24 protein-coding genes are annotated in these 20,078 nt (G+C 57.6%); 7 read left to right on the forward strand and 17 right to left on the reverse strand.

The genetic code is table 11. From position 1 onward, the window contains the following. The first annotated feature begins 1 nt into the window (after position 1). Positions 2–946, forward strand: coding sequence for an alpha-E domain-containing protein (locus tag PSQ90_RS04120; RefSeq protein WP_282212170.1), 945 nt, complete (start codon positions 2–4; stop codon positions 944–946). A gap of 26 nt (positions 947–972) precedes the next feature. Beyond that, positions 973–1,779 carry a transglutaminase family protein gene (locus tag PSQ90_RS04125; RefSeq protein ID WP_282212171.1) on the forward strand — a complete coding sequence of 269 codons (807 nt, stop codon included), beginning with the start codon at positions 973–975 and terminating at the stop codon, positions 1,777–1,779. 12 nt (positions 1,780–1,791) lie between these two features. Here PSQ90_RS04125 and PSQ90_RS04130 read toward each other — a convergent pair whose 3' ends face one another. Then, positions 1,792–2,310 (reverse strand): CAP domain-containing protein, encoded by a 519-nt coding sequence (locus PSQ90_RS04130; RefSeq protein WP_282212172.1) that lies wholly within the window; start codon positions 2,308–2,310, stop codon positions 1,792–1,794. A gap of 160 nt (positions 2,311–2,470) precedes the next feature. Here PSQ90_RS04130 and PSQ90_RS04135 point away from each other — a divergent pair, with 160 nt between their 5' ends. Beyond that, positions 2,471–2,905 (forward strand): EamA family transporter, encoded by a 435-nt coding sequence (locus PSQ90_RS04135; protein ID WP_282212173.1) that lies wholly within the window; start codon positions 2,471–2,473, stop codon positions 2,903–2,905. On the opposite strand, the gene PSQ90_RS04140 is transcribed toward PSQ90_RS04135, so the two are convergent. After that, positions 2,902–3,753 carry an aminoglycoside phosphotransferase family protein gene (locus PSQ90_RS04140; RefSeq protein WP_282212174.1) on the reverse strand — a complete coding sequence of 284 codons (852 nt, stop codon included), beginning with the start codon at positions 3,751–3,753 and terminating at the stop codon, positions 2,902–2,904. The genes PSQ90_RS04135 and PSQ90_RS04140 overlap by 4 nt on opposite strands. Positions 3,754–3,988: 235 nt before the next feature. Between PSQ90_RS04140 and PSQ90_RS04145 the strand changes: the two genes are divergently transcribed. Further along, positions 3,989–4,159: a hypothetical protein gene (locus tag PSQ90_RS04145; RefSeq protein WP_282212175.1), complete on the forward strand. Its 171-nt coding sequence runs from the start codon at positions 3,989–3,991 to the stop codon at positions 4,157–4,159. A 1-nt stretch (position 4,160) separates the two neighbouring features. Here PSQ90_RS04145 and uxaC read toward each other — a convergent pair whose 3' ends face one another. Then, positions 4,161–5,570 (reverse strand): glucuronate isomerase, encoded by a 1,410-nt coding sequence (uxaC, locus tag PSQ90_RS04150; RefSeq protein WP_282212176.1) that lies wholly within the window; start codon positions 5,568–5,570, stop codon positions 4,161–4,163. A gap of 182 nt (positions 5,571–5,752) precedes the next feature. Here uxaC and PSQ90_RS04155 point away from each other — a divergent pair, with 182 nt between their 5' ends. Beyond that, positions 5,753–5,893 (forward strand): hypothetical protein, encoded by a 141-nt coding sequence (locus PSQ90_RS04155; RefSeq protein ID WP_282212177.1) that lies wholly within the window; start codon positions 5,753–5,755, stop codon positions 5,891–5,893. Here PSQ90_RS04155 and PSQ90_RS04160 read toward each other — a convergent pair whose 3' ends face one another. The 14 genes from PSQ90_RS04160 to PSQ90_RS17010 form a co-directional block, all read right to left on the reverse strand. After that, positions 5,894–6,178, reverse strand: coding sequence for a DUF6894 family protein (locus tag PSQ90_RS04160; RefSeq protein ID WP_282212178.1), 285 nt, complete (start codon positions 6,176–6,178; stop codon positions 5,894–5,896). A gap of 233 nt (positions 6,179–6,411) precedes the next feature. Beyond that, positions 6,412–7,449: an NADP-dependent oxidoreductase gene (locus PSQ90_RS04165; RefSeq protein ID WP_282212179.1), complete on the reverse strand. Its 1,038-nt coding sequence runs from the start codon at positions 7,447–7,449 to the stop codon at positions 6,412–6,414. Positions 7,450–7,737: 288 nt separating this feature from the next. After that, complete coding sequence (locus tag PSQ90_RS04170; RefSeq protein ID WP_282212180.1) at positions 7,738–8,940, reverse strand: GIY-YIG nuclease family protein; 1,203 nt, start codon at positions 8,938–8,940, stop codon at positions 7,738–7,740. Further along, positions 8,933–10,999 carry a DEAD/DEAH box helicase gene (locus PSQ90_RS04175; RefSeq protein WP_282212181.1) on the reverse strand — a complete coding sequence of 689 codons (2,067 nt, stop codon included), beginning with the start codon at positions 10,997–10,999 and terminating at the stop codon, positions 8,933–8,935. Before PSQ90_RS04175 ends, PSQ90_RS04170 begins: the two co-directional genes overlap by 8 nt. After that, entirely contained in the window at positions 10,996–11,208 is a 213-nt protein-coding gene (locus PSQ90_RS04180) for a hypothetical protein (protein WP_282212182.1), read from the reverse strand. Before PSQ90_RS04180 ends, PSQ90_RS04175 begins: the two co-directional genes overlap by 4 nt. After that, complete coding sequence (locus PSQ90_RS04185; protein WP_282212183.1) at positions 11,201–14,017, reverse strand: class I SAM-dependent DNA methyltransferase; 2,817 nt, start codon at positions 14,015–14,017, stop codon at positions 11,201–11,203. The genes PSQ90_RS04180 and PSQ90_RS04185 overlap by 8 nt, the downstream gene beginning before the upstream one ends. A gap of 120 nt (positions 14,018–14,137) precedes the next feature. Then, positions 14,138–14,392 (reverse strand): hypothetical protein, encoded by a 255-nt coding sequence (locus tag PSQ90_RS04190; protein WP_282212184.1) that lies wholly within the window; start codon positions 14,390–14,392, stop codon positions 14,138–14,140. After that, positions 14,377–15,255, reverse strand: coding sequence for a tyrosine-type recombinase/integrase (locus PSQ90_RS04195; RefSeq protein ID WP_282212185.1), 879 nt, complete (start codon positions 15,253–15,255; stop codon positions 14,377–14,379). The genes PSQ90_RS04190 and PSQ90_RS04195 overlap by 16 nt, the downstream gene beginning before the upstream one ends. 2 nt (positions 15,256–15,257) lie before the next feature. Next, the gene (locus PSQ90_RS04200; protein WP_282212186.1) at positions 15,258–15,743 is read right to left on the reverse strand and encodes a helix-turn-helix domain-containing protein; all 486 of its coding nucleotides are present in this window, start codon (positions 15,741–15,743) and stop codon (positions 15,258–15,260) included. Continuing rightward, positions 15,743–15,922, reverse strand: coding sequence for a helix-turn-helix domain-containing protein (locus PSQ90_RS04205; protein ID WP_282212187.1), 180 nt, complete (start codon positions 15,920–15,922; stop codon positions 15,743–15,745). The genes PSQ90_RS04200 and PSQ90_RS04205 overlap by 1 nt, the downstream gene beginning before the upstream one ends. Positions 15,923–16,027: 105 nt before the next feature. Then, entirely contained in the window at positions 16,028–16,381 is a 354-nt protein-coding gene (locus tag PSQ90_RS04210) for a hypothetical protein (RefSeq protein ID WP_282212188.1), read from the reverse strand. A gap of 419 nt (positions 16,382–16,800) precedes the next feature. Continuing rightward, positions 16,801–17,121: a tyrosine-type recombinase/integrase gene (locus tag PSQ90_RS17000; RefSeq protein WP_328517521.1), complete on the reverse strand. Its 321-nt coding sequence runs from the start codon at positions 17,119–17,121 to the stop codon at positions 16,801–16,803. Further along, on the reverse strand, positions 17,118–17,540 hold the full coding sequence (locus PSQ90_RS17005; protein ID WP_407648161.1) for a tyrosine-type recombinase/integrase: 423 nt from the start codon (positions 17,538–17,540) through the stop codon (positions 17,118–17,120). Before PSQ90_RS17005 ends, PSQ90_RS17000 begins: the two co-directional genes overlap by 4 nt. A gap of 5 nt (positions 17,541–17,545) precedes the next feature. After that, entirely contained in the window at positions 17,546–17,896 is a 351-nt protein-coding gene (locus tag PSQ90_RS17010) for an Arm DNA-binding domain-containing protein (RefSeq protein WP_328517523.1), read from the reverse strand. Positions 17,897–18,210: 314 nt separating this feature from the next. Between PSQ90_RS17010 and PSQ90_RS04220 the strand changes: the two genes are divergently transcribed. Together PSQ90_RS04220 and PSQ90_RS04225 are read left to right on the forward strand one after the other, a co-directional pair. After that, on the forward strand, positions 18,211–18,690 hold the full coding sequence (locus PSQ90_RS04220; protein WP_282212189.1) for a hypothetical protein: 480 nt from the start codon (positions 18,211–18,213) through the stop codon (positions 18,688–18,690). Continuing rightward, complete coding sequence (locus tag PSQ90_RS04225; protein WP_282212190.1) at positions 18,687–19,961, forward strand: relaxase/mobilization nuclease domain-containing protein; 1,275 nt, start codon at positions 18,687–18,689, stop codon at positions 19,959–19,961. The genes PSQ90_RS04220 and PSQ90_RS04225 overlap by 4 nt, the downstream gene beginning before the upstream one ends. Positions 19,962–20,078: the final 117 nt, after the last annotated feature.

The raw sequence follows: 20,078 nt of genomic DNA on the forward strand, positions 1-20,078 counted from the left end.
AATGCTGGGGCGGACTGCGCAACATCTGTTCTGGCTCAGCCGCTATGTCGAGCGCGCCGAAAACATGGCTCGACTGCTCGACGTCGGCTATCGCATGAGCCTGACGGCCCGGCGCGAAGGGGGAGCCAGCGAGCACATGCTCTCCATGATGCAGGCCGCCGAAGTCGAAGAGGCATTTGCGGCCAAATATGATCAGGCTGACCTAGATAGCGTCGTCCATTTCATGATGTTTGATCCAGACAATCCATCTTCGGTATTCTCATGTCTATTGGCGGCGCGCACCAATGCCCGCTCGGTCAGGACCGCGATTACGCTGGATATGTGGGAGAGCCTCAATAGCGCCTGGCTGACCTTTTCACAGATCAAGCCGCGTGATGTGAAAGGGGCGAAGCTGTTGGGCGTCCTGCAATGGGTCAAGCAGTTGAGCCACGAGTTTCGCGGAGCGCTATTGGGCACAAAATTGCGCGATGACGGGTATTGCTTCAGTCAGGTCGGCAACTTCATCGAACGGGCGGACAATACGGCGCGCATTCTGGATATGAAATATTATGTGCTGCTGCCCCGCGCCAAGATGATCGGTGGCGACCTTGATATCCAGCAATGGACGCTGATCCTGCGCGCGGCGTCGGCCCATCGCAGTTATCGCCACGTCTATCATGACCGCTACAAGGCTCACAATATCGCCGATTTCCTGATCCTGCGACCGGAAATGCCGCGCTCGTTGGTCTATTGCGCGCAGATGATCGAGGAGACTTTGGGCGGATTGACCAAACTCTATGGCGCCAAACAGGAGTGCCACGAGGCGGCAGCTGAGCTTGCCGCTATGGTTGCAAACAATAGCATGGACAAGATATTTGCCGACGGGCTGCACGATTTTCTGACTGAATTTTTGGCGCGCAATTACCGAGTCACGGAAACGCTGTCGGACAGCTATAATTTCTACTAGGCAAAGGCCAAGGAAAAGACAGAGCCATGCGAATTGCCATCCGTCACGAGCTTGCCATCACGCCGCCAGAGGGGGCGACCAATGCAGTGATGCATTTGTTGCTGACACCGCAAAGCGGGCCCACGCAGACCGTTGAAAGCTGGAGTGTTTCAACAACGGGAATCGGCAATGCTGCGCGGTTTTCCGACGCCTTTGGCAATACTGTGCATCTGGTCAATCAGGCACGACCAGATGGTGAGTGGAAAGTGAGCGTTACGGGTGTCGTCAATACGATTGACCGGCATGGCGTGTTGGGACGGTCCCACCACGGAGAGCCGGTGCCAACCATCTATAAGCGCGCCACCGTGCTGACCAAATCGCCTGTAACAATGTGGTCCAAATTTCGTGGTTCGAGCGAAAGTCGGCTGGACGTGTTGCATGGGTTGATGGCCCGCGTCGGTGAAGTCTTGGGTGATGGCGAGGGCGGGCAGGAACAGAGCCAGAGCGAGGGGAGGCAGAGCCAGTCACAGGGCGGCGAAAGCGAAACGGCCAACATGGTTGATCTCACACACGCCTTTGTCGGGGCCGCGCGGGCGCTCGATATTCCGGCCCGATATGTAACAGGTTATGTGGCGGCTTCAGAGGACAACGAAGCCAGTTTTCATGCCTGGGCCGAGGCATACGATGATCATCTGGGCTGGATCGGCTTTGATTGCCTATTGCAAATGTGCCCGGCTGAACGCCATGTGCGGCTGGCAGTCGGGCTGGACGCGGTGTCGACCCAGCCAATTCGAGCGGTTCCGGAGGGCGACGGCTTGAAACAGATCGCTGTCAGCGTCGAGATGGCGCAATAGCGGGATAACGATTTACTGCAGCCACGCAGAGAACGGACCGCCCGCAATCATGGCCCAATAAAGACCATAGCGGCTTTTTCGTCCCGCACTAACGCGGGCCACGGCCAGACCGAACTCAGTAAATTTTGGGCTGAGCAGCGTTGATCTGTGTCCGCTCGAGCCCATCCAGCCCTGGATGGCTTGCTCGAGGTTTTTATGGCCGCCCGCCAGATTTTCACCGACAGCCCCATAATAGCCAGCAGCGGTCACTCGTTCGCGCAGGGTTACACCAAGGTCGTGGCTGAGCTTATCCTTGGCGGCCATGAGATTGGCCTGCGAGCGGGCCGCGGTTTCAAGTTGCGGATTATAGGTCCATGCCGCTTGGCCGTTGGCTTTGCGCACCGCATTGATGGCCGCAAGAATTTGCTCGCGGGTCAAAGACTCGGGCCGCTTGTCGCCGGCCGGTATGAATTGGGGAACCGTGCCCGCGCAGGCGCTCAAGACTCCAGCGGCACCGAGGATGATAAAACTGCGGCGAGAACGATCCAGCATATGGCAATCCAAAAAAGACACCGTCGGATTGCCCGACAATCTTGTTCAAATGAGGCGGAAACCGCGATTGGGCAGTCCGACGTTGCGATGATCTATTGGAAATCGCAATTTGGCGCAATTGACGATATCGTGCCTTCCGAGTCCCACAGGATGTCACCAAATGAAAGCATTTCTTGATAGTTGGCAATTTTGGGCGCTGCTTTCAGCGGGATTTGCCGCACTGACGGCAATCTTCGCCAAAATTGGCATTGCCAACATCAACTCCGATTTTGCGACCCTGATCCGGACCGTGGTGATCCTGACGGTGCTGGCCGGCATCGTGGTCGCATCTGGACAATTTCAACCGCTTGAAAGCATTGCTGGCAAGACCTGGCTGTTTCTGGTGCTGTCAGGCCTTGCAACGGGGGCCTCTTGGCTCGCCTATTTCCGCGCGTTGAAGATCGGACAGGCGGCACAAGTGGCGCCGGTCGACAAGCTGAGCGTGGTATTGGTTGCCCTGTTCGGAGTCATGTTTCTGGGTGAAAAGCTCAGCCTGCCGAACTGGCTAGGCGTCGTGTTGATCATGAGCGGCGCGGTTCTGGTGGCCTGGCGCTAGGCTTGATCATAGGCGCTGAGCAAATGCGGCAGGACCGCCAGATCCATGGTGATGGGCTTGTCCGCCGCCATATCCCAGCAAGCAGAAAGTGCGGAGTGGGCGGCAGCAAATCCCAAAATGCGTTTCTTGTTGAATCCGAGGCGGGTCGAAAAGGCATCGGCCAGTTCGGCAATCCGGCGGGGGTCGGCCGCAAGTTTGGGCATGCCGACAGGATTGCGGAAAATATTGGCCACTTCGTATGTCGGGTCGCCCAGGAGGCCCTTGGGGTCGATTGCCAGCCAGCCGCGCGAAGAGGAAAGTACGTTGTCATGATGCAGGTCGCCATGTAGCGCCACCTGGGCGGACGGCTTGTCGAACAGCTTTAGTGCAACCCCAGTGGCGCGTGCATAAAGATCTCGTGCCGTATGGGGCCAATCGCGCGCTTCTGCCTCAAACAGGGCAGAAAAACTTTCACGTAGCGGGATCAATTGGGGTGGCGGTGTATCACGTGGGCGATGCAATTGACCGATGATGGTGCAAAGCGCGATGGTGCTTTCTGCATCCCGGCCAGCCCGGACCGGCTCGGCCAAAGTGCCACCGTCGAGCCATTCCATGAATGTGGTATCGCCATGGGTGTCAAAGATGGCGGCAGCGCCATTGCCGCCATACCAGTTCATCAGAGCCGCACCACGTTTTTCGTCCTCGCCAATGTCGGGCTTGAGGATTTTGAGCGCGGCGAAATTGCGACCGTTTTGTTCAACTTTGAAAACCCAGCTGGTCGCGGTTTCGGCAACCGGAGTCGAGCGGGTGAGTGACCAGCGGATCATGGCGCGACTAAGGGCGGTTTCGGCGGGTGACTGGTTCATCATTCAACATTAAAGCAGAAATGGGGTTTTGGTTCGAGATCGCGCCACGGATGACAGCGATCAACGCAGCATGGGGGTGGAAGGTTACTGAGGCGTAACTTTTGGTTAGCCATAAGGCTTGGCAGAGGGGTAACCGTGATTTTTGTGCGTCTTGTCGCGCAAACACTTCTTAAACACCGGCCGTGCCAGTCTCATGGCGACGCAAAAGACAGCGCCCGACACATCTGGAGGGACTGGCATGGCCGACATAGACGCGCATTCAGATCAAGCCAAAGACATAGACCCGGCCGTTGCCAAGGCGCGGCGGATGCCAATAATTACGCAATTGTTTAACGGCGTAGCCGGACTTTTGACACTTCTGATCGGCGGTATCGTCGTCTTGATCGTGGTCTTGTGGAAAGCGCCCTGACCTAAGATATGCGGTAGGCGTCCTTGGCCGCCTGATAGCTTAGATGCCCCGCAATATCACGGGCCGCTTCCTTTGATAGCCGATGTTCGGCAACCCATCGAGCCAGAAAGCCGCAAACCTCACGGCGCCAGACATCGTGGCGCGCTGGAATGGACAACAGGGCGCGGGTATCGTCGTTAAAACCCGCCAAATTGTAAAATCCGGCGGTTTCAACCACCTGATCGAGATAGCGCCGAATGCCCTGAGGGCTATCGTGGAACCACCATGGCGGGCCGATCATCAGTGAAGGCCAATAGCCTGCCATTGGTGCCAATTCGCGCGCATAAGTAGTCTCATCGAGAACGAACATCAGCAGGCGCAGGTTTGGTTCGTTTCCAAAGCGGCCCAACAAGGGGCGCAGACCATTGCCGTAGTCGGTCGCGGTTGGAATATCGGCACCAAGGTCTGCACCGCGCTCGGCAAACAGCAATGGATCGGTATTGCGGGCGGAACCGGCATGAATTTGCATGACCATGCCGTCTTCAACCGACAGCATTGCCATTTCGGTCAGCATCTGGGCGCGGAACAATTGGGCGTCTGCGGCGTCGTGTTGTCCCGACAGGATTTTGTCGAGCAACGTCTGCTTTTCGGACATTGGCAGATCGGCGGTCATGGCATTGGGCACGCCGTGATCGGTTGCGACGGCTCCGAACTGTCGGAAGGTTTGGCGGCGCTGGCGATGGGCATTGATCAGCCCTGCCCACGAACTGATGTCCTCACCCGTCAAAGCGGCGAAGCGGTGAAGGTTTTCAACGATGGCGGGACGGCTGGGATCGGTCACATCATCGGGGCGATAGGTGGTACGGACCCTGCCGATCATCCCCCGCTCCAGCATTGTGCTGTGGTGGGTTAGCGGATCTAGGGCAAATTCGGTGGTGGCGATGACCTCAACATTGGCACGGTCGAGAAGAGCCAGCGGCAGCAAATCAGCGTCGCCAAGGCGGGCCGCAATCTGCTGGTAAATTTTGTCGGCTGTCTCGGAATTGAGGGGCGTTTCTATGCCAAAGGCAAATTGGAGGGAATGATCAATCCAGAGACGTGACGGTGTACCGGCGAACAGGTGATAGTTGGCAGCCAACAAACGCCATGCACTCTGCGGGTCAGCAACCGGCTTGCCATCCTTTCGGGGTACGCCAAGGTCGTCATAGCTCAGCCCACGGCTGCGCAGAAGGCGAAGCACATAGTGATCGGGCGTCAGGAACAGTGCGCTCGGATCCGAAAATCGCTGGTTTTTGGCGAACCAAGAGGGATCAGTATGACCATGGGGGCTAATAATCGGCAGCGCGGTGATGCTGTCATATAGCTCGCGCGAAATCGAGCGCAAAGGCTCGGCTGCTGGAAACAATCGATCAGGATGCAAATGCTGGTTCATGGCGCCATTCATGGCAGAGGTTCCGGGGACGGTCAATAACTACCATACAAGATGCAATGTCACTCGTTCAGTAAATTTTGACTCTAATTGAAAGCCTCCAACCCGGTGATCGATAGCCACGCTAGGCTGATGCCGGTGGGGCGTCGAAATGGGCACCGTCGAAATATCAGATGGAGGATCTGATGGTCATCAATTCAGGAGTTTATCTGCGCGGCAAGACTCGGCCGCAGGTGCATTATCGGTTGATTATGCTGGCCGCGTCAGTGGTCGCTGCGACCAGCATTGTGGGCGCAGCGGCAGCAATCATGGTGATTTTGGCCTGATCAATGCAGCGTCGGCGGCTTGAGCAGTTCTTCGGCGTCCAGCGTACCCGGCTTGGAAGCAGATGCCCAAAAAACGATATAGAGAACCTCAACGCCCTCTTCGTCGACTATCTCGATACAACGGGCGGCATTGGGCTTTTCACCGTTTTCGAGCGCACGCGAAAGCATGGTTCGACCAATATCGGCGGCCTGTTCGTGTGCCGCCTCAACATCGGGCAGGTCCTGACCGATCTCATCGACCACAAAGTCATCGTCTGTCCGGTAGTGGAAGAAAAAACGCGGCACTGGCTGCACTCCATTGACTGTTCAGGATAAACCCGACGAAACCGCTATTGGTTGCTTTCAATAGGATCGAAGCTCTGAACAGGTGGTGATTGTGACTTGTGGAACAGCGTTTGGCCAGTGTTACACCGCAATTTTTGCATGGATTGACCGGCATTTAGACAAATGGCGGTCAACGAGAATGTTAGCCCCGGGTCGGTGCCGCGAAGATTTCTTTCGCGTTGTTTTGGGCAGGTTTAGTATGAATTGCCGACGCGAATAACCCTTTTGCCAAAGGCCTCTCCGTTCAAAAGGCCAACGAATGCCTGTGGGGCCCGTTCCAGCCCATCGATGACTTCTTCGCGATAATGAATGCGGCCCGCTTCGACCCAGGCGTTCATTTCCTTGGCGAACTCGGGGTACAGATGGCCAAAATCTTCAAAGATGATGAAGCCGCGCATGGTGATGCGTTTACGCAGGATCAGTCCCATCAACCAGTTCAGTCGGTCCGGGCCTTCCGGCAGGCCGGTCGCGTTATATTGAGAAATCAGACCGCAAACCGGCACGCGAGCGTTGGTGTTGAGTTGGCCGAGAACGGCATCGAGCACCTGCCCGCCAATGTTCTCAAAATAGACATCTATACCGTCGGGTGTTGCGGCCTTTAACCGGTCAACAAAATCATCGGCCTTGTAGTCTATGCAGGCGTCAAAACCGAGGGAGTTGACGGCATAGTCGCATTTAACTTTTCCGCCAGCGATACCGACGACGCGGCAGCCCAGGATTTTTCCAATCTGCCCAACTGTGGCGCCGACGGGTCCGGTTGCGCCACCTACCACGATGGTTTCACCCGGTTTCGGAGCGCCAATCTGTTTAAGACCAGCCCAAGCGGTAAAGCCGGGCATGCCCATAACCCCCAGCGCCCACGAGGGATGTTTGGGGTCGCGACCTAGATTGGCTACGCCCTTGCCTTCGGAAACGGCATAGTCTTGCCAACCATTGAAGCTTAGGGCCCAGTCACCCGACGCAAAGCCCTCAAGATTGGAAGAAACGACCTGTGAAACCGTGCCGCCGACCATCACTTCATCAATGCCAACCGGTGGCGCGTAGGATGGCGCATCACTCATACGGCCTCGCATATAGGGGTCGAGCGAAAGGTACTCAGTGCGCAGCAGCATTTGCCCAGCCTGCGGCTCGGGAACTTCGACGGTTTCCAAGCGTAGGGTTGATTCCGTTGGCTCACCCTCGGGCCGCTCAGCCAGTACAAGGCGGCGATTTGTTGTGTTGGATTGGGTCATAGTCTTTCCGTTTCGTGGTTAGTCGAACTAGACCAATCGTCTAGAACTGGCAAATTCGCATCAAATCGCCGATGCCGGAACAAAAATTGTGCAGAAGACGAGGAGAAGAAACGGTGCGGGGACCGGAGTCGAATTAACGCTTTAACTACATGATATTCAACGATCAAATGTTAGAAATTGTTCTTTGTACCCCCAATTACACCCCCATCTGCTAAATCTTCGTCCCAAATTTCGCGATTGGGGCCACCTAATTTGAACGGCAACAACACTGGCTTCGTGCGTGAAAATTCAGTCCGCTCGAACAAGCGAGGCGGACGTGGGGTCGTAGGTGTAATCGGTGATCGTTCCGTCCTTTATCCGCTCCACCGCTTCATCGATGACGAACAATGGCACCAGAAACCATTCGCGCGGGACAACGGGGTTACCGAACCGGTCAGAAATGGTGAGGTCCATGCGCGCGGGTGCGAACACCTGGTGGATCAGGTTTTCCAGCTTTGACCGGTTGATGTTGAACAGGCGGTAGGTGGCCACGACTTCGACATCGGCGAGGAGAAAGGTGGCATCGAGATTGGCATTGGCGATGCGGTGCTGAACGTCGCCGCCGGTTACCCCAATCTTGTGCAGAAGTTCGCGGTGTTGGGCAACATAGGGTTCGTCAGACTTACTGCGCAGCACGTAAATGGTGCCACTGGCCAGGTCGTCATCCTCATTCGTATCGGCGAAAAGCGGTCCCGCATTCGGTTCAGTTATTCGCCGCCCACCTTCGTCCTTGTACAGCGCCCGTTGAAGCGATCGCAGCAGCAGATTGCTTTCGGTGCCGTTGGAATAGACCACCCGTAGCCGGGCGTCGGTTTCGCCATTGGGGGCCTTGATCGTCTCGCCCACCTCGGCGACATAGGCGACTTGTCCGCTCAAAATGAAGAACTGGCCCTGAGTGATGTCAGCCTTGAGAAAACCGGCGTCTTTGACGAAGGGGCGCGTGACCCGGGTGCCAACATCAAGGTCGTGCTGGACAGTGTCGAACAGCGGCTCGAACCTTTCGAAGTCCTCACATTTGTCGCGGTTGGCGATTTCCTCGGCGGCCTTTTTCTCGGCGCCCGAACGGACGAAACGTAAGTTGGTAACGTCGTCGTCACCGGCGCTATCGACGCCGAGTTCTGCTAGCAACGCGTCATCGTCGAGATCGTCAACCGGCGCCAATGGTGCTTCGTTGGCGTCAAGAAGCCCTTGGTGATCGAGCGGTTCGAGCAATGCCCGACAATCGGACAGCTCGCGCAACCTATCGAGGCGCACGGCATAAAGGCGCTCAAAAATGTCCCGCTCTTCGCCATGTTGGGGCACCCTGCCCTTTTCTTCGACGAAACGTTGGATGTCTTCGAAGCCCGCAATGATACGCTCTTCTTTCGGAGAGCGGGCGGTGTGCTTGACGGGCTCGACCTCGACACCAAGTTCGCCCAGCAGCGCGTCGTCTTCGTCGGTGAATTTAGACACGGGCGGCCTCGGCCTTCATGCGGGCAAGAAAAGCGACGCCTTCGGCCATGCGCTTTTCCCACGGGTCCTGCGCCGTGATGGAGGGCAACCGCCCACGCTCCTGTTTGAAGCGCAAGGCACGGCGCGCCAGTTCGCGCGCTTCCTCAGGCGTCAGGCTGGCCTTCTTGCCCGCGATGACAGCGGCAACCTGCTTGAGGCTTTCTTCGCTCATGGCTTTGGCGAGGATCGCATAGGCTTCGCCGAAGGGATTGATGCGGTCGATCAGGTCAATGTCGAGTTCTTTGACGCTCATGGCAAACCGGCGCACGCCCTGGATAAATGCGGTGTTGAGCGTTTCCTCGGTCTCTCCGCCGACAGCGGGACCGCCGACCAACGCGCCCTTGGCTTGCTGGGTGACGTTCAGTGCGGCAATGGCGTGCTGACGGATCGCTTCCTGGTCTTCTTCGTCGCGCTCGGGGTAAAGGTCCTTGATAATCTTGCCCATGCGAAGCTGAGTCAATTCCTCGGGCACAACCTCGCTGTCGAACAAGCCCCGTTCGATATTGCGCTTGTCTTGGACGAAGGTAGCGATCACCTCGTTGAGGTCCTCGCGGCAGATGCGCTTGGCTTCCTCGCTTTTTGGTTCTGCCAGACCTTTGATTTCGATCTGGATGCGGCCCGTCTCGTCGTTGAAGCCGATATTGGCTTTGTTGGGATCGTAACCGCCCTCGCCATAATCGAAGCCCGGCGCGGCTTCGTTGTTGGGGTTCTTCGGCCTGAACTCAAAGCGCGGGGTCAGCACCTGCTCCATCAACAGGCTGGCGGCAATGGCCTTGAGGGTATCGTTGACCGCCTCGGTGACGGTTTCGCTGCTGGCGTCGGGTTCGGCGATCAGGTTGCTGAAGCGCGCGCGGGTTTTGCCAGGGGCGTCGCGCGTGGCGCGGCCGATGATCTGGACAATTTCGGTCAGGCTGGACCGGTAGCCGATGGTCAGGGCGTGCTCGCACCAGATCCAGTCAAATCCTTCCTTGGCCATGCCCAGCGCAATGATGATATCGAAATGGTCGCGGTTGTGCTTCTGCGTTGGGTCCTTGAGGGCGGCGGAGACGACGTCGCGCTTGCCGGGATCGTCGGTTACCAGATCGGCAATGCGGAGCAGTTTGCCGGTTGCGGTTTTGACCAATTGGAAGCCGGTTTGGGCATCAACGCCTTCCCAGGTGCCGAGCGCATCAATGATGTGTTCGACTTCGCGGATTTTGTCTTTGGTGCTTTCGCGCGCATTAACGTTTGGAATGTGAATAATGGTTTTTTCGTTGGGGTCCAACACTTTGAGAATATCGTCGGCATAGGCACCGGAATAGAAAAAATAGCCGATGTCGAGGCGCTTTAGATATTGGTAGCCGTTGAGTTGTTGGTAATAGGTGTAGGTAACCGTTTCGAACTTGTCCTCGTCGGTTGGCGAGAGCACGGCTTCGGAATCGCCGCGGAAATAGGAGCCGGTCATGGCGACCAGATGCACTTTGCCGCGGGCGATAAACGCGCCGAGATGGGCGCCCAGCTTGTTGTCCGGATTGGACGAAACGTGGTGAAATTCGTCCACGGCGATCAGCCGGTCGTCGAAGGCCTCGATGCCGAAGCGGTCGACGGCAAACCGAAACGTGGCATGGGTACACACCAGAATTCGATCGTTACTCTCGAGAAAAGCGCGCACCGAATTGACCTTGCCGCCATCCTCGCCGGGGGCGTTGCACAGGTTCCATTTCGGCACCACCGCCCAATCGGCCCAGAAGCCATGTTGGCTCAAGGGTTCATCGTTAAAGCTGGACCCGATGGATTTTTCGGGCACGACGATGATGGCCTGCTTGAGGCCCTGATTATGGAGCTTGTCGAGCGCCACGAACATGAGCGCGCGGCTCTTGCCCGAGGCGGGTGGCGATTTGATCAGCAGATATTGCTCGCCGCGATGGTCATAGACACACTCCTGCATTGGACGCATGCCAAGTTCGTTGGATTGGGTCGATGTGCCATTGCGGGCATAGGAGACCGAAACGGAGGGGACGGCTTTGGTTTCGATGCTCATGGCTTGTCCTTGCTGAAATGGTCCTGGAAGGCGCGCACGCTGCCATAGGTTTCGACCACGCGGGTCTGTACTTTGCGCATCATGTCGGCGCCGCGCTCGGGCCAGCTGTGATGTTCGAACATTTTGGCATAGTCGCCACTAAAATGGGTTTTGGCGATCGTGGAAATAGCCTTGGCGTCGCCCCCGGGTTGGTAAGTGCGGTCAACCATCGGCTCGGACCTTTCTGGTTTTGGTCTTAGGCTTGGCGGCGTCGTTGGCGACCATTTTGGTATAGAGTTCGAACAGCTTTTCCAGACGCTCGGTATCGTTGCGGAAGCGGCGGCCGATGTAGATGCGTTCGAGGGTTTCGTCATTGCGCTCATGGGCGGCGCGCAGGTCGGCGGGCATGGTTTCGGGGTCGTAGAGATCGGCGATGGTGGCGGGGAAATGGGCTTCGCGGGCCAACAGAATGTCCTCGGCGCAGCGGGTGAGATCGGTTTTGTTTTTTTCAGTGAGTGTGGGGACGGGAAAGGTGTTCCAGCCTAGGGTGTTGGAATAGGAGAAATCGGTTCGCATACGCACACAAACCGTGCCGATCCAGACCCAGTGTAGACGTGAGGCGATCAGCGCCATATTCCAGAGTGGGGCATCGTATAGGGCGAATGCCTTGTTATGCACCACCGCCCGAGCTCCAACTAGATCAACTGGAAGATAGGGCCTAGTTTCCGAGCTCACAATGGGGACCACCAGGAGTGCATGTCTTGCCTCATATTGGTCACGGAACCGATATGGCACATCGACTAGCTTAAGCGCCTGAGCATCAGAAGACTTTTCCACGCGCGCGGCTCGTACTGCTTTAACTTTACGGGCAATTTCGGGGATCTCGTTGGCTTCTTCCAGACTGTCCGCAGTTATCCATATGCACGCTCTCGGCGAGCCAGCAATAAGCTCTTTAGATCCATACAGCGGCCTTAGGAAAGCTTCGACTTTGGGAGCTTGCGTCAACAGTCTATGCGCCTCAGCAGGCTGAAGCATCAATGCATTTGCATAGTACGGGTGGTTGCCGAACTGCATTTGCGTTCTGTCATCGAAAGCCTTGCTTCGAGGGGCTACAAGAACGTTTTCAGCGGCCACTAGGTACGCGTTTATGTAGGTGGTTTCTCGCACTCCTACTACATCGTCATCCGCGACTACAAATAGTCTTCGCGTTCCACCTGCTTGTTGGGTCAACCCAATTATGGAGACAGTTACTCCAGCGTTTTGCTTGGCGAGATTTGCCCACTTAAACGACGGATAGGCAAAAGAGATGGACGAGCCGCCTGCAAATATCGCTGGCCAAAAGGATGAGACCTGAATGCCCTGGCAAAGTGAGTTTGTCGCAACAAATGCTGCAGCGCTTGTCGCTGATGATATAAAATCCGCTGCCTTCATGAACCAGCCCGACACGTAGTCCAACGACAAGGTGTCCCTGCTCCTTCCGTTAAAGACCGCTCGCAACTCAGCCTTCTGTTCGTCCGACTGATACTTCCTGCCCAAATATGGCGGGTTACCGCAAATATACGTCTCCCCACCCTCATTTTCGAAATCGATCTGCGCCTGATCCAGCGGCGTTTCGAACAAATCATCCGCCCGATGCTTTACGCCCGTTCCCGTCGACGGGCACACGCTCAACCAATCGATCCGCAAGGCATTGCCCTGCCTAATCCAATTTTCCTGATCGAGCGGCAGGAACGCCGCCAGGGCTTCCTTCTGGCCGCGATAGATCACATCGGCCTGATATTCGGCAATGATCAAGGCCAGCCGGGCGATTTCGGCGGGAAAGTGGCGCAGTTCAATGCCGCGAAAATTGGTCAGCGGAATATCGCTCTTGCGGCCCTGATCGCCGCGCCGCTGATTGATCACCGCTTCGATGCCGCGCATTTCCTTATAGGCAATGACAAGAAAATTGCCCGAGCCACAGGCCGGGTCGAACACGCGAATGCGGGCCATGCGATTGCGCAGGTTCAGCAGTTTGCGGGCATTGTCGCCTGCCTCGTCAAGCTTCTCGCGCAGATCATCGAGAAACAGCGGATTGAGCACTTTGAGAATATTGGGCACCGAGGTGTAGTGCATGCCCAGCGCGCCGCGCTCTTCATCATCGGCAACGGCCTGAATCATCGAGCCGAAAATGTCGGGATTAACGCGGGTCCAATCCAAGGTGCCGATATTGAGCAAATACGAGCGGGCGATGCGGCTAAAGCGGGGCACATCGGTGCTGCCGGAAAACAGCCCGCCATTTACATAGGGAAAAGCATCGGCCCAGGGGCGCAAGCCAGCGGCTTTGCGATAGCGATCATCGGGCGCGCCCTCATGTTGGGTCGGGGTATTCATGGCGGTGAAAATGGCGCTGATAATCTCGTGGGTATCGGCACCATCGCGGGCGCTCATTTGCTCCACGGTGGCGGTAAACAATTGTTTGCCGTTAAAAATATCGGTGTCTTCGGCAAAAAAACAAAAGATCAGCCGCGCCATAAAGTGGTTCATATCGGGGCGGCGTTCGGCACTGCCCCAATCGGGATTGTCTTTGAGCAATTCGACATAGAGCCGATTAAGCCGGCTGGTGGCGCGAATATCAAAGGTGCTTTCGCGCACCTGTTTTACCGTGGAAATGCCCGCCAGCGCCAAAAATGCGCCAAAATGATTGGGGAAATCGGCATAGGCGCAAATCAGCGGGGCGTCGTCGGCGCTCACATCCTCGGCGTAAAGCTCTTGCCCATCGGTTGCCAGCACAAAGCGGGCCTTGAACCGCTTGGTGGCGGGGCTGGCTTTGAGCGCTTCAAAGGCTTGGGCCGTGCCGCCCGGTTCGGCGATTTTTATATGAATGTGGTTGGTTTGCAGGACGCCGCCCAGATCGGATTTGTTGGATTCGCCGCTGCGCAGGCGCTTTAGGGTGGTGGCTTTGTTGCCAAAGGCCTGGAGGAACGCGAAGGGGAATTCGGCGGCGTCAAAGGGCTGTTCGGCAAGTTCCGATATCGCCTGTTCGATCTCAACTGCGTTCATTCTGGCCTCGACTTTTCGCGGCGACCGACCGCCCACCCGAATCTATTTAGCGTGTAACACTGTTGGGTGAAGCGAAACACGAGTGCAAGCGCTCATGAACAACTGTTTCTTGGTCGGGCACTAGGACAGTAGCACGCTACCATGCCCGACCTTTTTTGCCAGCGCCGCAAGCAGTTGCTGCACGTCGGCATCATCGAGCGTATCCGTGCCGGGTGTGGGCAGCGCCATACGGCGGATCAGATCGGCCTGCCGGTGATCGGGGACAGTTCCATAACTTGTCAGCGTCGTCAGCACGCCATTGTGGCCAAGGTTCTGCGACCATGCCTTGAACTCCTCCGGGGTTTTACAAACGCGCTCGCCTAATTGCGCCAGCATGTCGCGTACTGATGTGGATTGAAATAAGGCAGGCTCGCCGCTTCACATCCGGCCTTGAAGGCGTCGCGGATGGGTTGCGTCGTATTCCAGCCATGGCGAGACAGCCCCGCAGCGACAAAGCCACCATCAGGACCAATGCCGTTCAACGTCGCTGGAAACAGCGCATCCTCATCGCCCCACTGCCGCTCGCGCCGCAGCCAGCCGACCCAGTCGATGACGATCGCCAACGCTTCACTGCCCACGGGGAAAAACCACGTTGTGAAGGTCTTGGAAAACTTGGTCCTCACGTCGCGCGCATCCTGCACCACCGCACTGCGTTCCAGGTCGACATGCTTCAGCTTGAAGGACGCAAGCGCATCTACGCGCGCACCGGTCAGGATAGCGAAGGCTACCAACGCACGGTTGCGCCGTTCCTGATCAGTGCCAGTCGGCATGGCGGAAAGAATATGGTGCATTTGCTCCAGCGTTGGCACCCGCTTTTCGCGTTTTGCCCGCGAGACCGACAGTTCCTTTTCCGACAGGTTGAAATAGTCGGCATCGTCATAGCGAATTTTGGTCTTGTAGCCCGGCTGACCGGCCAGCCAGAGAAAGAACGCGCGCAGCTCGCGAACCGTGCTCTGGACGGTCGACCAGCTCAGGCGGTCGGTCGATTTTGCGTTGGTCTGCTCGGAAAGTGCGGATTTGAACGCCACCGCCTGCTCACGATGAAAACGCTTGAAATCGCGCCAACGGGTCGCTTCCTCAAAGCGGTGTAGCGCCTTGGCCGCGCCATCAATCGAGGCTTCGCCGCGCCGCTTGGCTTCCTTCAGGTAATGAAAGTACTCGCGTTTGATCCGCTCATTGGCGGGATTGTGTTTGGCCATAATCAGTCCTTCTTTGCCATGTCACAATTCAGGGAGGGGATAGGCTCCCCATTTAGTCGTGAAGGGCCTTCCGAAATCTGGACCTGCAAACCGGGCATAACGACCGCCAAGGCATCGCGTCGGGCGCGGCGATGCATCTCGGTGCCGCATGTCCCGCACAATGCCGTCAGGTTGCCGGTGCGGGCCTTGGTTGACGTCCAATCCACCATGCCCAGCGCCGGGGCGCGTGCCTCCCGACAGCGGAAGCAATAGAGTGTGCCGGGACGGCAGGGACGCTTGCGGCTGGCGTTGCGCTGCTCCAGAAACGCCCGAAGATCGCTACCCAAGAACAGCACTGGACGGCTATCGTCGATCGGCTTCAGGCCGCGTTGGCGCCAGCCCCGCACACTGTTCTTGTGAACGCCCAGCGCCCGCGCTGCTTCTTCCACCGAATAGGTCCGATGAAGCTTGATCGAGCGGGGATTGGGGCGTTGGCGAGACAACTTCATTAATCCGCGCCAGGCGCGCCTTCGCCAATCAGCGCGCGAACAGAGGCCGTCTTGACCAGCGTGCGACGACCCACTTTGACCGTCTCAAGGCGGCCTTCCTTGATCAGAGCATAGATAGACGTACGCCCCAGACTCAAAGCCTTGGCTGCGCCGTTGATGGAGGTTGCGATGGGTTCCATGTTCGTTCCTTCACTTGTGGCCGCCAGCGCTCTGACGGGTGTGAAGGTGAATGTACGGACGCTGGCGGATGGTGCAGCCGGATAGGGCCGGAAACAGCCGGAAACCTAGTTTCCGGCCGAACGAAGTCTTAGTAATGCAGCGCGAACTACAGGCTGTACGGTCGACCGGCTCAACGTGTCCAAGCCACGTGCCGCCAAGCGTTCTTCAATTGCCCCGATGACTGCATCCTGCCCCTCGGCACCGGAGCCGCTGGGCATGCCTTCTTCGTGAATGTAGTTCACCAACTCTGCGATCCAGTTGGTCCAGTTCTCGCTTTTTGGCCGCCCACCTCGCGCAACCCGCTCGAGTTGATCGGCGGGGCTGGTGTTGGTGGTTGGTGCATCAACAGGAAGGCTTGGGATAGGCGCGGAACTTGTGACGAGGCCGGCTGGCAGCATCGACATAATGTCGCTTTTCAAGAATATGACGCCATAGGCCCGCCAATGCACTTTGCTACGTATCCAGGTGTCAAAATCCCCCGAACCCCATTTCTGATTGAGCGCCGCGTGCCCTTTCGCCCACCAAAACATCGCCGGTATCTTTGCGTCCTCGTGCCGCTTATCGCCGACGACTAGCGTGTGTGCCTTGGCGGCAACTAGTCCGTCATGTGCCCGACTACATATGACCTCTGCGGCCCGAGACGGATGTGCCTTACGCACAAGGTCATAGGCATCCGCTGCGCTGATCCACTCATCATCCATATGGACGAGATTAGCGATTAAAATAGGCGCGGCAAGCGTTAGCGAACGCCAGCGATCTTTGGTTGTGGATCAGGCGCCAACGGTAACAGGGAAATGACTGCCTCGCCACCTTGACGCAGCATATCGAGGTGATCGCTTCACCACTGCGCCATCTGCACGCTCTCTTGCCAATAGATGGACCGATGGTAGGCCGCCCGAACTTGATTTCCCTCGCGGTGCGATAGCGCGCGTTCTATGGCGTCGGCGGGCCACATGCCGCTCTCGTTCAATAGCGAATTTGCGGTTGACCGGAACCCATGTGCGGTCATTTCATCGCCACCATAACCAAGTCTGCGCAGTGCGCCATTGATAGTGTTTTCCGACATGGGACGCGAAGTCGACCGAATGGACGGGAAGACATACAAGCCCCGCCCCGTCAAAGCTTGCATGTCGCGCAGGATCGCAATTGACTGCTTCATTGCATCTGACGGACTTCGCCGGGTCGCTGGAATATGTGAGGCGCCAGGCGAAGTGCGTAAACCGACGCGGGTTGCCCCTGATAACTCTCGATTGCCCGCAGCAACTCTCCCAAAGCGTTGGGATCGGTAATGGCCGCGTGATGCCTCACCTTCGGCGGCACCAGAGCGCCCATCAGCATATGCGCCGGGTCGTTGCTGGCCCGCGCCGTGGCAACTGCGTAGCGAAAAACGCGGCTGGCAAATGAGCGCATCCGGTTGGCCGTTTCGCGCTTCCCGGTTTGCTCAACCTTCTTGAGCACCGCCAGCAGTTCATGCGGGGTCACGTCCGCAACCGGCCGCGCACCAATCGCGGGAATCAGCAGCGCGGATAGCCAGCGGACCTTGTTCATTGTTGCCTGCGCCCGACCTTCCTGCTCCATCCTGTCTATGTATTCTTCTGCGATTGCTCCGAAGCTGTTGGCCGCCCCGAGGATGGTAGCAATCTTGGCGTCTTTTTTCTCCTGAGCCGGACTACGCCTTGGGCCAGACGCTTGCGTGCCTCGTCGCGCAGCGCACGCGCGTCCTTCAGGGTGACTGCGGGATAGCTGCCAAGCGACAGCAGCTTTTCGACACGCTTGGGTCGCCCCTGATCGTCTGCGCCATCTGCCCGGTACTTCATCCGCCACATAAGACCACCGGACGGCCGCACCAGCAGATGCAGGCCCTTCTCATCGGCTAGCTTGTAGGGCTTGGCCTTCGGTTTGACATTTTTAATCGCGGTATCGGTCAGCGCCATGGCGGCGAACCCCAAAATCATCGCCGTACTTTGGGGGTAACTTTATCGGCCGATTTGCCAACACCCCCAACCACACCCCCAAAAGGACGCGAATATTGGCGAACATGGCCGAACAAGCCCGACCATCACATGGTCATTTTTAGCAGTTTTCCGGGGTTTTCTCAATCATTCGCGGGGTTTAGCGAACAGAGAAATGGTGCGCCTTTCCGGCGACCAGTCGAACCAAATATTCACCGAACTTGCTCAGTGGGAGCAGATTTTAAAGGACACATCGTTGGCCAAGCCAACGCCGCCCTCCTTGTGAGGTGCGGGTCATGTCTAAGCTCACACCAAAATTCAACGCTGCCCGTAACCTGGTCACAGACGCCCTCGCATCTCAAGCTGCGGCGATGCCCGCTGCCGTGCCTCCGAAGGCCGTCGAGAAGCCGAAACGTCCTGGGCCATTTTCTATACGCCTGAGCGATGCTGACCGCGCCCGCCTAGCTGTTGAGGCTGCGGGCGCTCCGCTTGGGGGATACATCAAGGCCAAACTTCTCGGCTCGGTGGTCGTGGAGCGCAAGCACCGGAAGGGCCTATCCATACAGGACAGGGAGGCGCTTGCGCAGGCACTGGCGCTGCTGGGACGCTCCCACCTTTCCAGCAATCTCAACCAGATCGCCCATGCCGTGAATATCGGCGTGCTGCCCGTCACCCCTGAAACCGAAGCCGAACTGCTCGCCGCCGTTCAGGATGTGCGCCTGATGCGCCGCCTTCTGTTCAGCGCGCTCGGCTATCGCTCGGAGGATCAGCCATGATCCTCAAAGCCTCACAGCGTGGCGGCGGCCAAGATTTGGCCGTCCACCTCATGCGCATGGATGACAATGAGCATGTGAAGCTGCACGAACTGCGCGGCTTTGCCTCGGACAATCTCAAGGGCGCTTTCAAGGAAGCCGAAGCGATCAGCCAGGGCACGAAGTGCCAGCAGTATCTGTTTTCGCTTTCCCTCAGTCCGCCGGAAGACGCCCGTGTGTCCGTCGAGGATTTCGAGAACACGATTGGCCGCATCGAAGATCGGCTCGGTCTCAAGGACCAGCCGCGCGCCATCGTCTTTCATGAAAAGGAAGGCCGCCGCCATGCGCATTGCGTGTGGTCGCGCATTGATGCCGACACGATGACCGCCAAGCAGATGAGCTTTTACAAGACCAAGCTCATGAGCGTGTCACGCGACCTTTACCTTGAGCACGGCTGGAAAATGCCGCGCGGCCTCGAAAATGCGGCTGAGCGCAATCCCACCAACTTCACACTCGCCGAATGGCAACAAGCCAAGCGCCAGGGCATGGACCCGCGCTGGCTCAAGACCGCTTTGCAGGATTGCTGGAAGCGCTCCGACAACCAGACCTCCTTCGAAGGTGCTTTGCAGGATCGTGGGTTTTTTCTCGCCAAGGGCGACAAGCGCGGTTTCGTCGTCCTCGATCATCAGGGCGAAGTGTACTCGCTCCCGAAAATGCTCGACCTCAAAACCAAAGAGGTTCGGGGCCGTCTGGGTGATGGCGATAAGCTCAAGTCCGTCGATCAAACCAAGGCCGTCATCGGCGAACGCATGACGTCCTCCATCCGGCGCCATGTCGATGAATCGCGGCAAGAGTTCCAGCGACGCGCCACTGCGATCGCTCAGAAGAAAGCCGAGATGACGGAGGCACACCGCAAGGCGCGCGCCGATGCCGAAGGCAGGCAAGCGGTGCAATGGGAAGCCGAAACCAGGGAACGGGCCGCGCGCCTGCCAACGGGTTTGCGCGGTCTTTGGCATCGCATCACCGGACAATATCAGGAAGTCCGGCTCTCCAACGAACTGGAGGCCAAGGACACGGCGCTCCGGCATTCACAGGAACGCCAGCAGCTTATCGATGCGCAGCGCAATGAGCGCGCCGTCCTTCAATTCGACTTCAAGCAACTCCGTAGCGCCCAAGCCAAGCAGCTCCTGGAGCTGCGCGAAGATGTCGGGCGCTACCTCAAATTCACGCGTCCCAAAGACCAGTCGCAGACCCTCGCGCGTGATGTGTCCCTCGGCCTGCGGCTCGAAAGATAACCCCTTCAATCGGAGATACGGTCATGTCGTCCAATAACAATAACGAGTCCTCGGCAATCGCAACTGGCGTTGGAATACTCGGCGCTGGTCTCGTTCTAATCGCCGTGTTTTTGTTTG

This window comes from Devosia rhodophyticola (assembly GCF_028816475.1).
Classification (GTDB): Bacteria; Pseudomonadota; Alphaproteobacteria; order Rhizobiales; family Devosiaceae; genus Devosia; species Devosia rhodophyticola.

Coding starts and splice junctions, on each gene's coding strand:
- PSQ90_RS04120 (WP_282212170.1), top strand. CDS start 2: ATGCTGGGGCGGACTGCGCAACATCTGTTCTGGCTCAGCCGCTATGTC.
- PSQ90_RS04125 (WP_282212171.1), top strand. CDS start 973: ATGCGAATTGCCATCCGTCACGAGCTTGCCATCACGCCGCCAGAGGGG.
- PSQ90_RS04130 (WP_282212172.1), bottom strand. CDS start 2,310: ATGCTGGATCGTTCTCGCCGCAGTTTTATCATCCTCGGTGCCGCTGGA.
- PSQ90_RS04135 (WP_282212173.1), top strand. CDS start 2,471: ATGAAAGCATTTCTTGATAGTTGGCAATTTTGGGCGCTGCTTTCAGCG.
- PSQ90_RS04140 (WP_282212174.1), bottom strand. CDS start 3,753: ATGATGAACCAGTCACCCGCCGAAACCGCCCTTAGTCGCGCCATGATC.
- PSQ90_RS04145 (WP_282212175.1), top strand. CDS start 3,989: ATGGCCGACATAGACGCGCATTCAGATCAAGCCAAAGACATAGACCCG.
- uxaC (WP_282212176.1), bottom strand. CDS start 5,570: ATGAACCAGCATTTGCATCCTGATCGATTGTTTCCAGCAGCCGAGCCT.
- PSQ90_RS04155 (WP_282212177.1), top strand. CDS start 5,753: ATGGTCATCAATTCAGGAGTTTATCTGCGCGGCAAGACTCGGCCGCAG.
- PSQ90_RS04165 (WP_282212179.1), bottom strand. CDS start 7,449: ATGACCCAATCCAACACAACAAATCGCCGCCTTGTACTGGCTGAGCGG.
- PSQ90_RS04175 (WP_282212181.1), bottom strand. CDS start 10,999: ATGAGCATCGAAACCAAAGCCGTCCCCTCCGTTTCGGTCTCCTATGCC.
- PSQ90_RS04180 (WP_282212182.1), bottom strand. CDS start 11,208: ATGGTTGACCGCACTTACCAACCCGGGGGCGACGCCAAGGCTATTTCC.
- PSQ90_RS04185 (WP_282212183.1), bottom strand. CDS start 14,017: ATGAACGCAGTTGAGATCGAACAGGCGATATCGGAACTTGCCGAACAG.
- PSQ90_RS04190 (WP_282212184.1), bottom strand. CDS start 14,392: ATGCTGGCGCAATTAGGCGAGCGCGTTTGTAAAACCCCGGAGGAGTTC.
- PSQ90_RS04195 (WP_282212185.1), bottom strand. CDS start 15,255: ATGGCCAAACACAATCCCGCCAATGAGCGGATCAAACGCGAGTACTTT.
- PSQ90_RS04200 (WP_282212186.1), bottom strand. CDS start 15,743: ATGAAGTTGTCTCGCCAACGCCCCAATCCCCGCTCGATCAAGCTTCAT.
- PSQ90_RS04205 (WP_282212187.1), bottom strand. CDS start 15,922: ATGGAACCCATCGCAACCTCCATCAACGGCGCAGCCAAGGCTTTGAGT.
- PSQ90_RS17000 (WP_328517521.1), bottom strand. CDS start 17,121: ATGAAGCAGTCAATTGCGATCCTGCGCGACATGCAAGCTTTGACGGGG.
- PSQ90_RS17005 (WP_407648161.1), bottom strand. CDS start 17,540: ATGGAGCAGGAAGGTCGGGCGCAGGCAACAATGAACAAGGTCCGCTGG.
- PSQ90_RS17010 (WP_328517523.1), bottom strand. CDS start 17,896: ATGGCGCTGACCGATACCGCGATTAAAAATGTCAAACCGAAGGCCAAG.
- PSQ90_RS04220 (WP_282212189.1), top strand. CDS start 18,211: ATGTCTAAGCTCACACCAAAATTCAACGCTGCCCGTAACCTGGTCACA.
- PSQ90_RS04225 (WP_282212190.1), top strand. CDS start 18,687: ATGATCCTCAAAGCCTCACAGCGTGGCGGCGGCCAAGATTTGGCCGTC.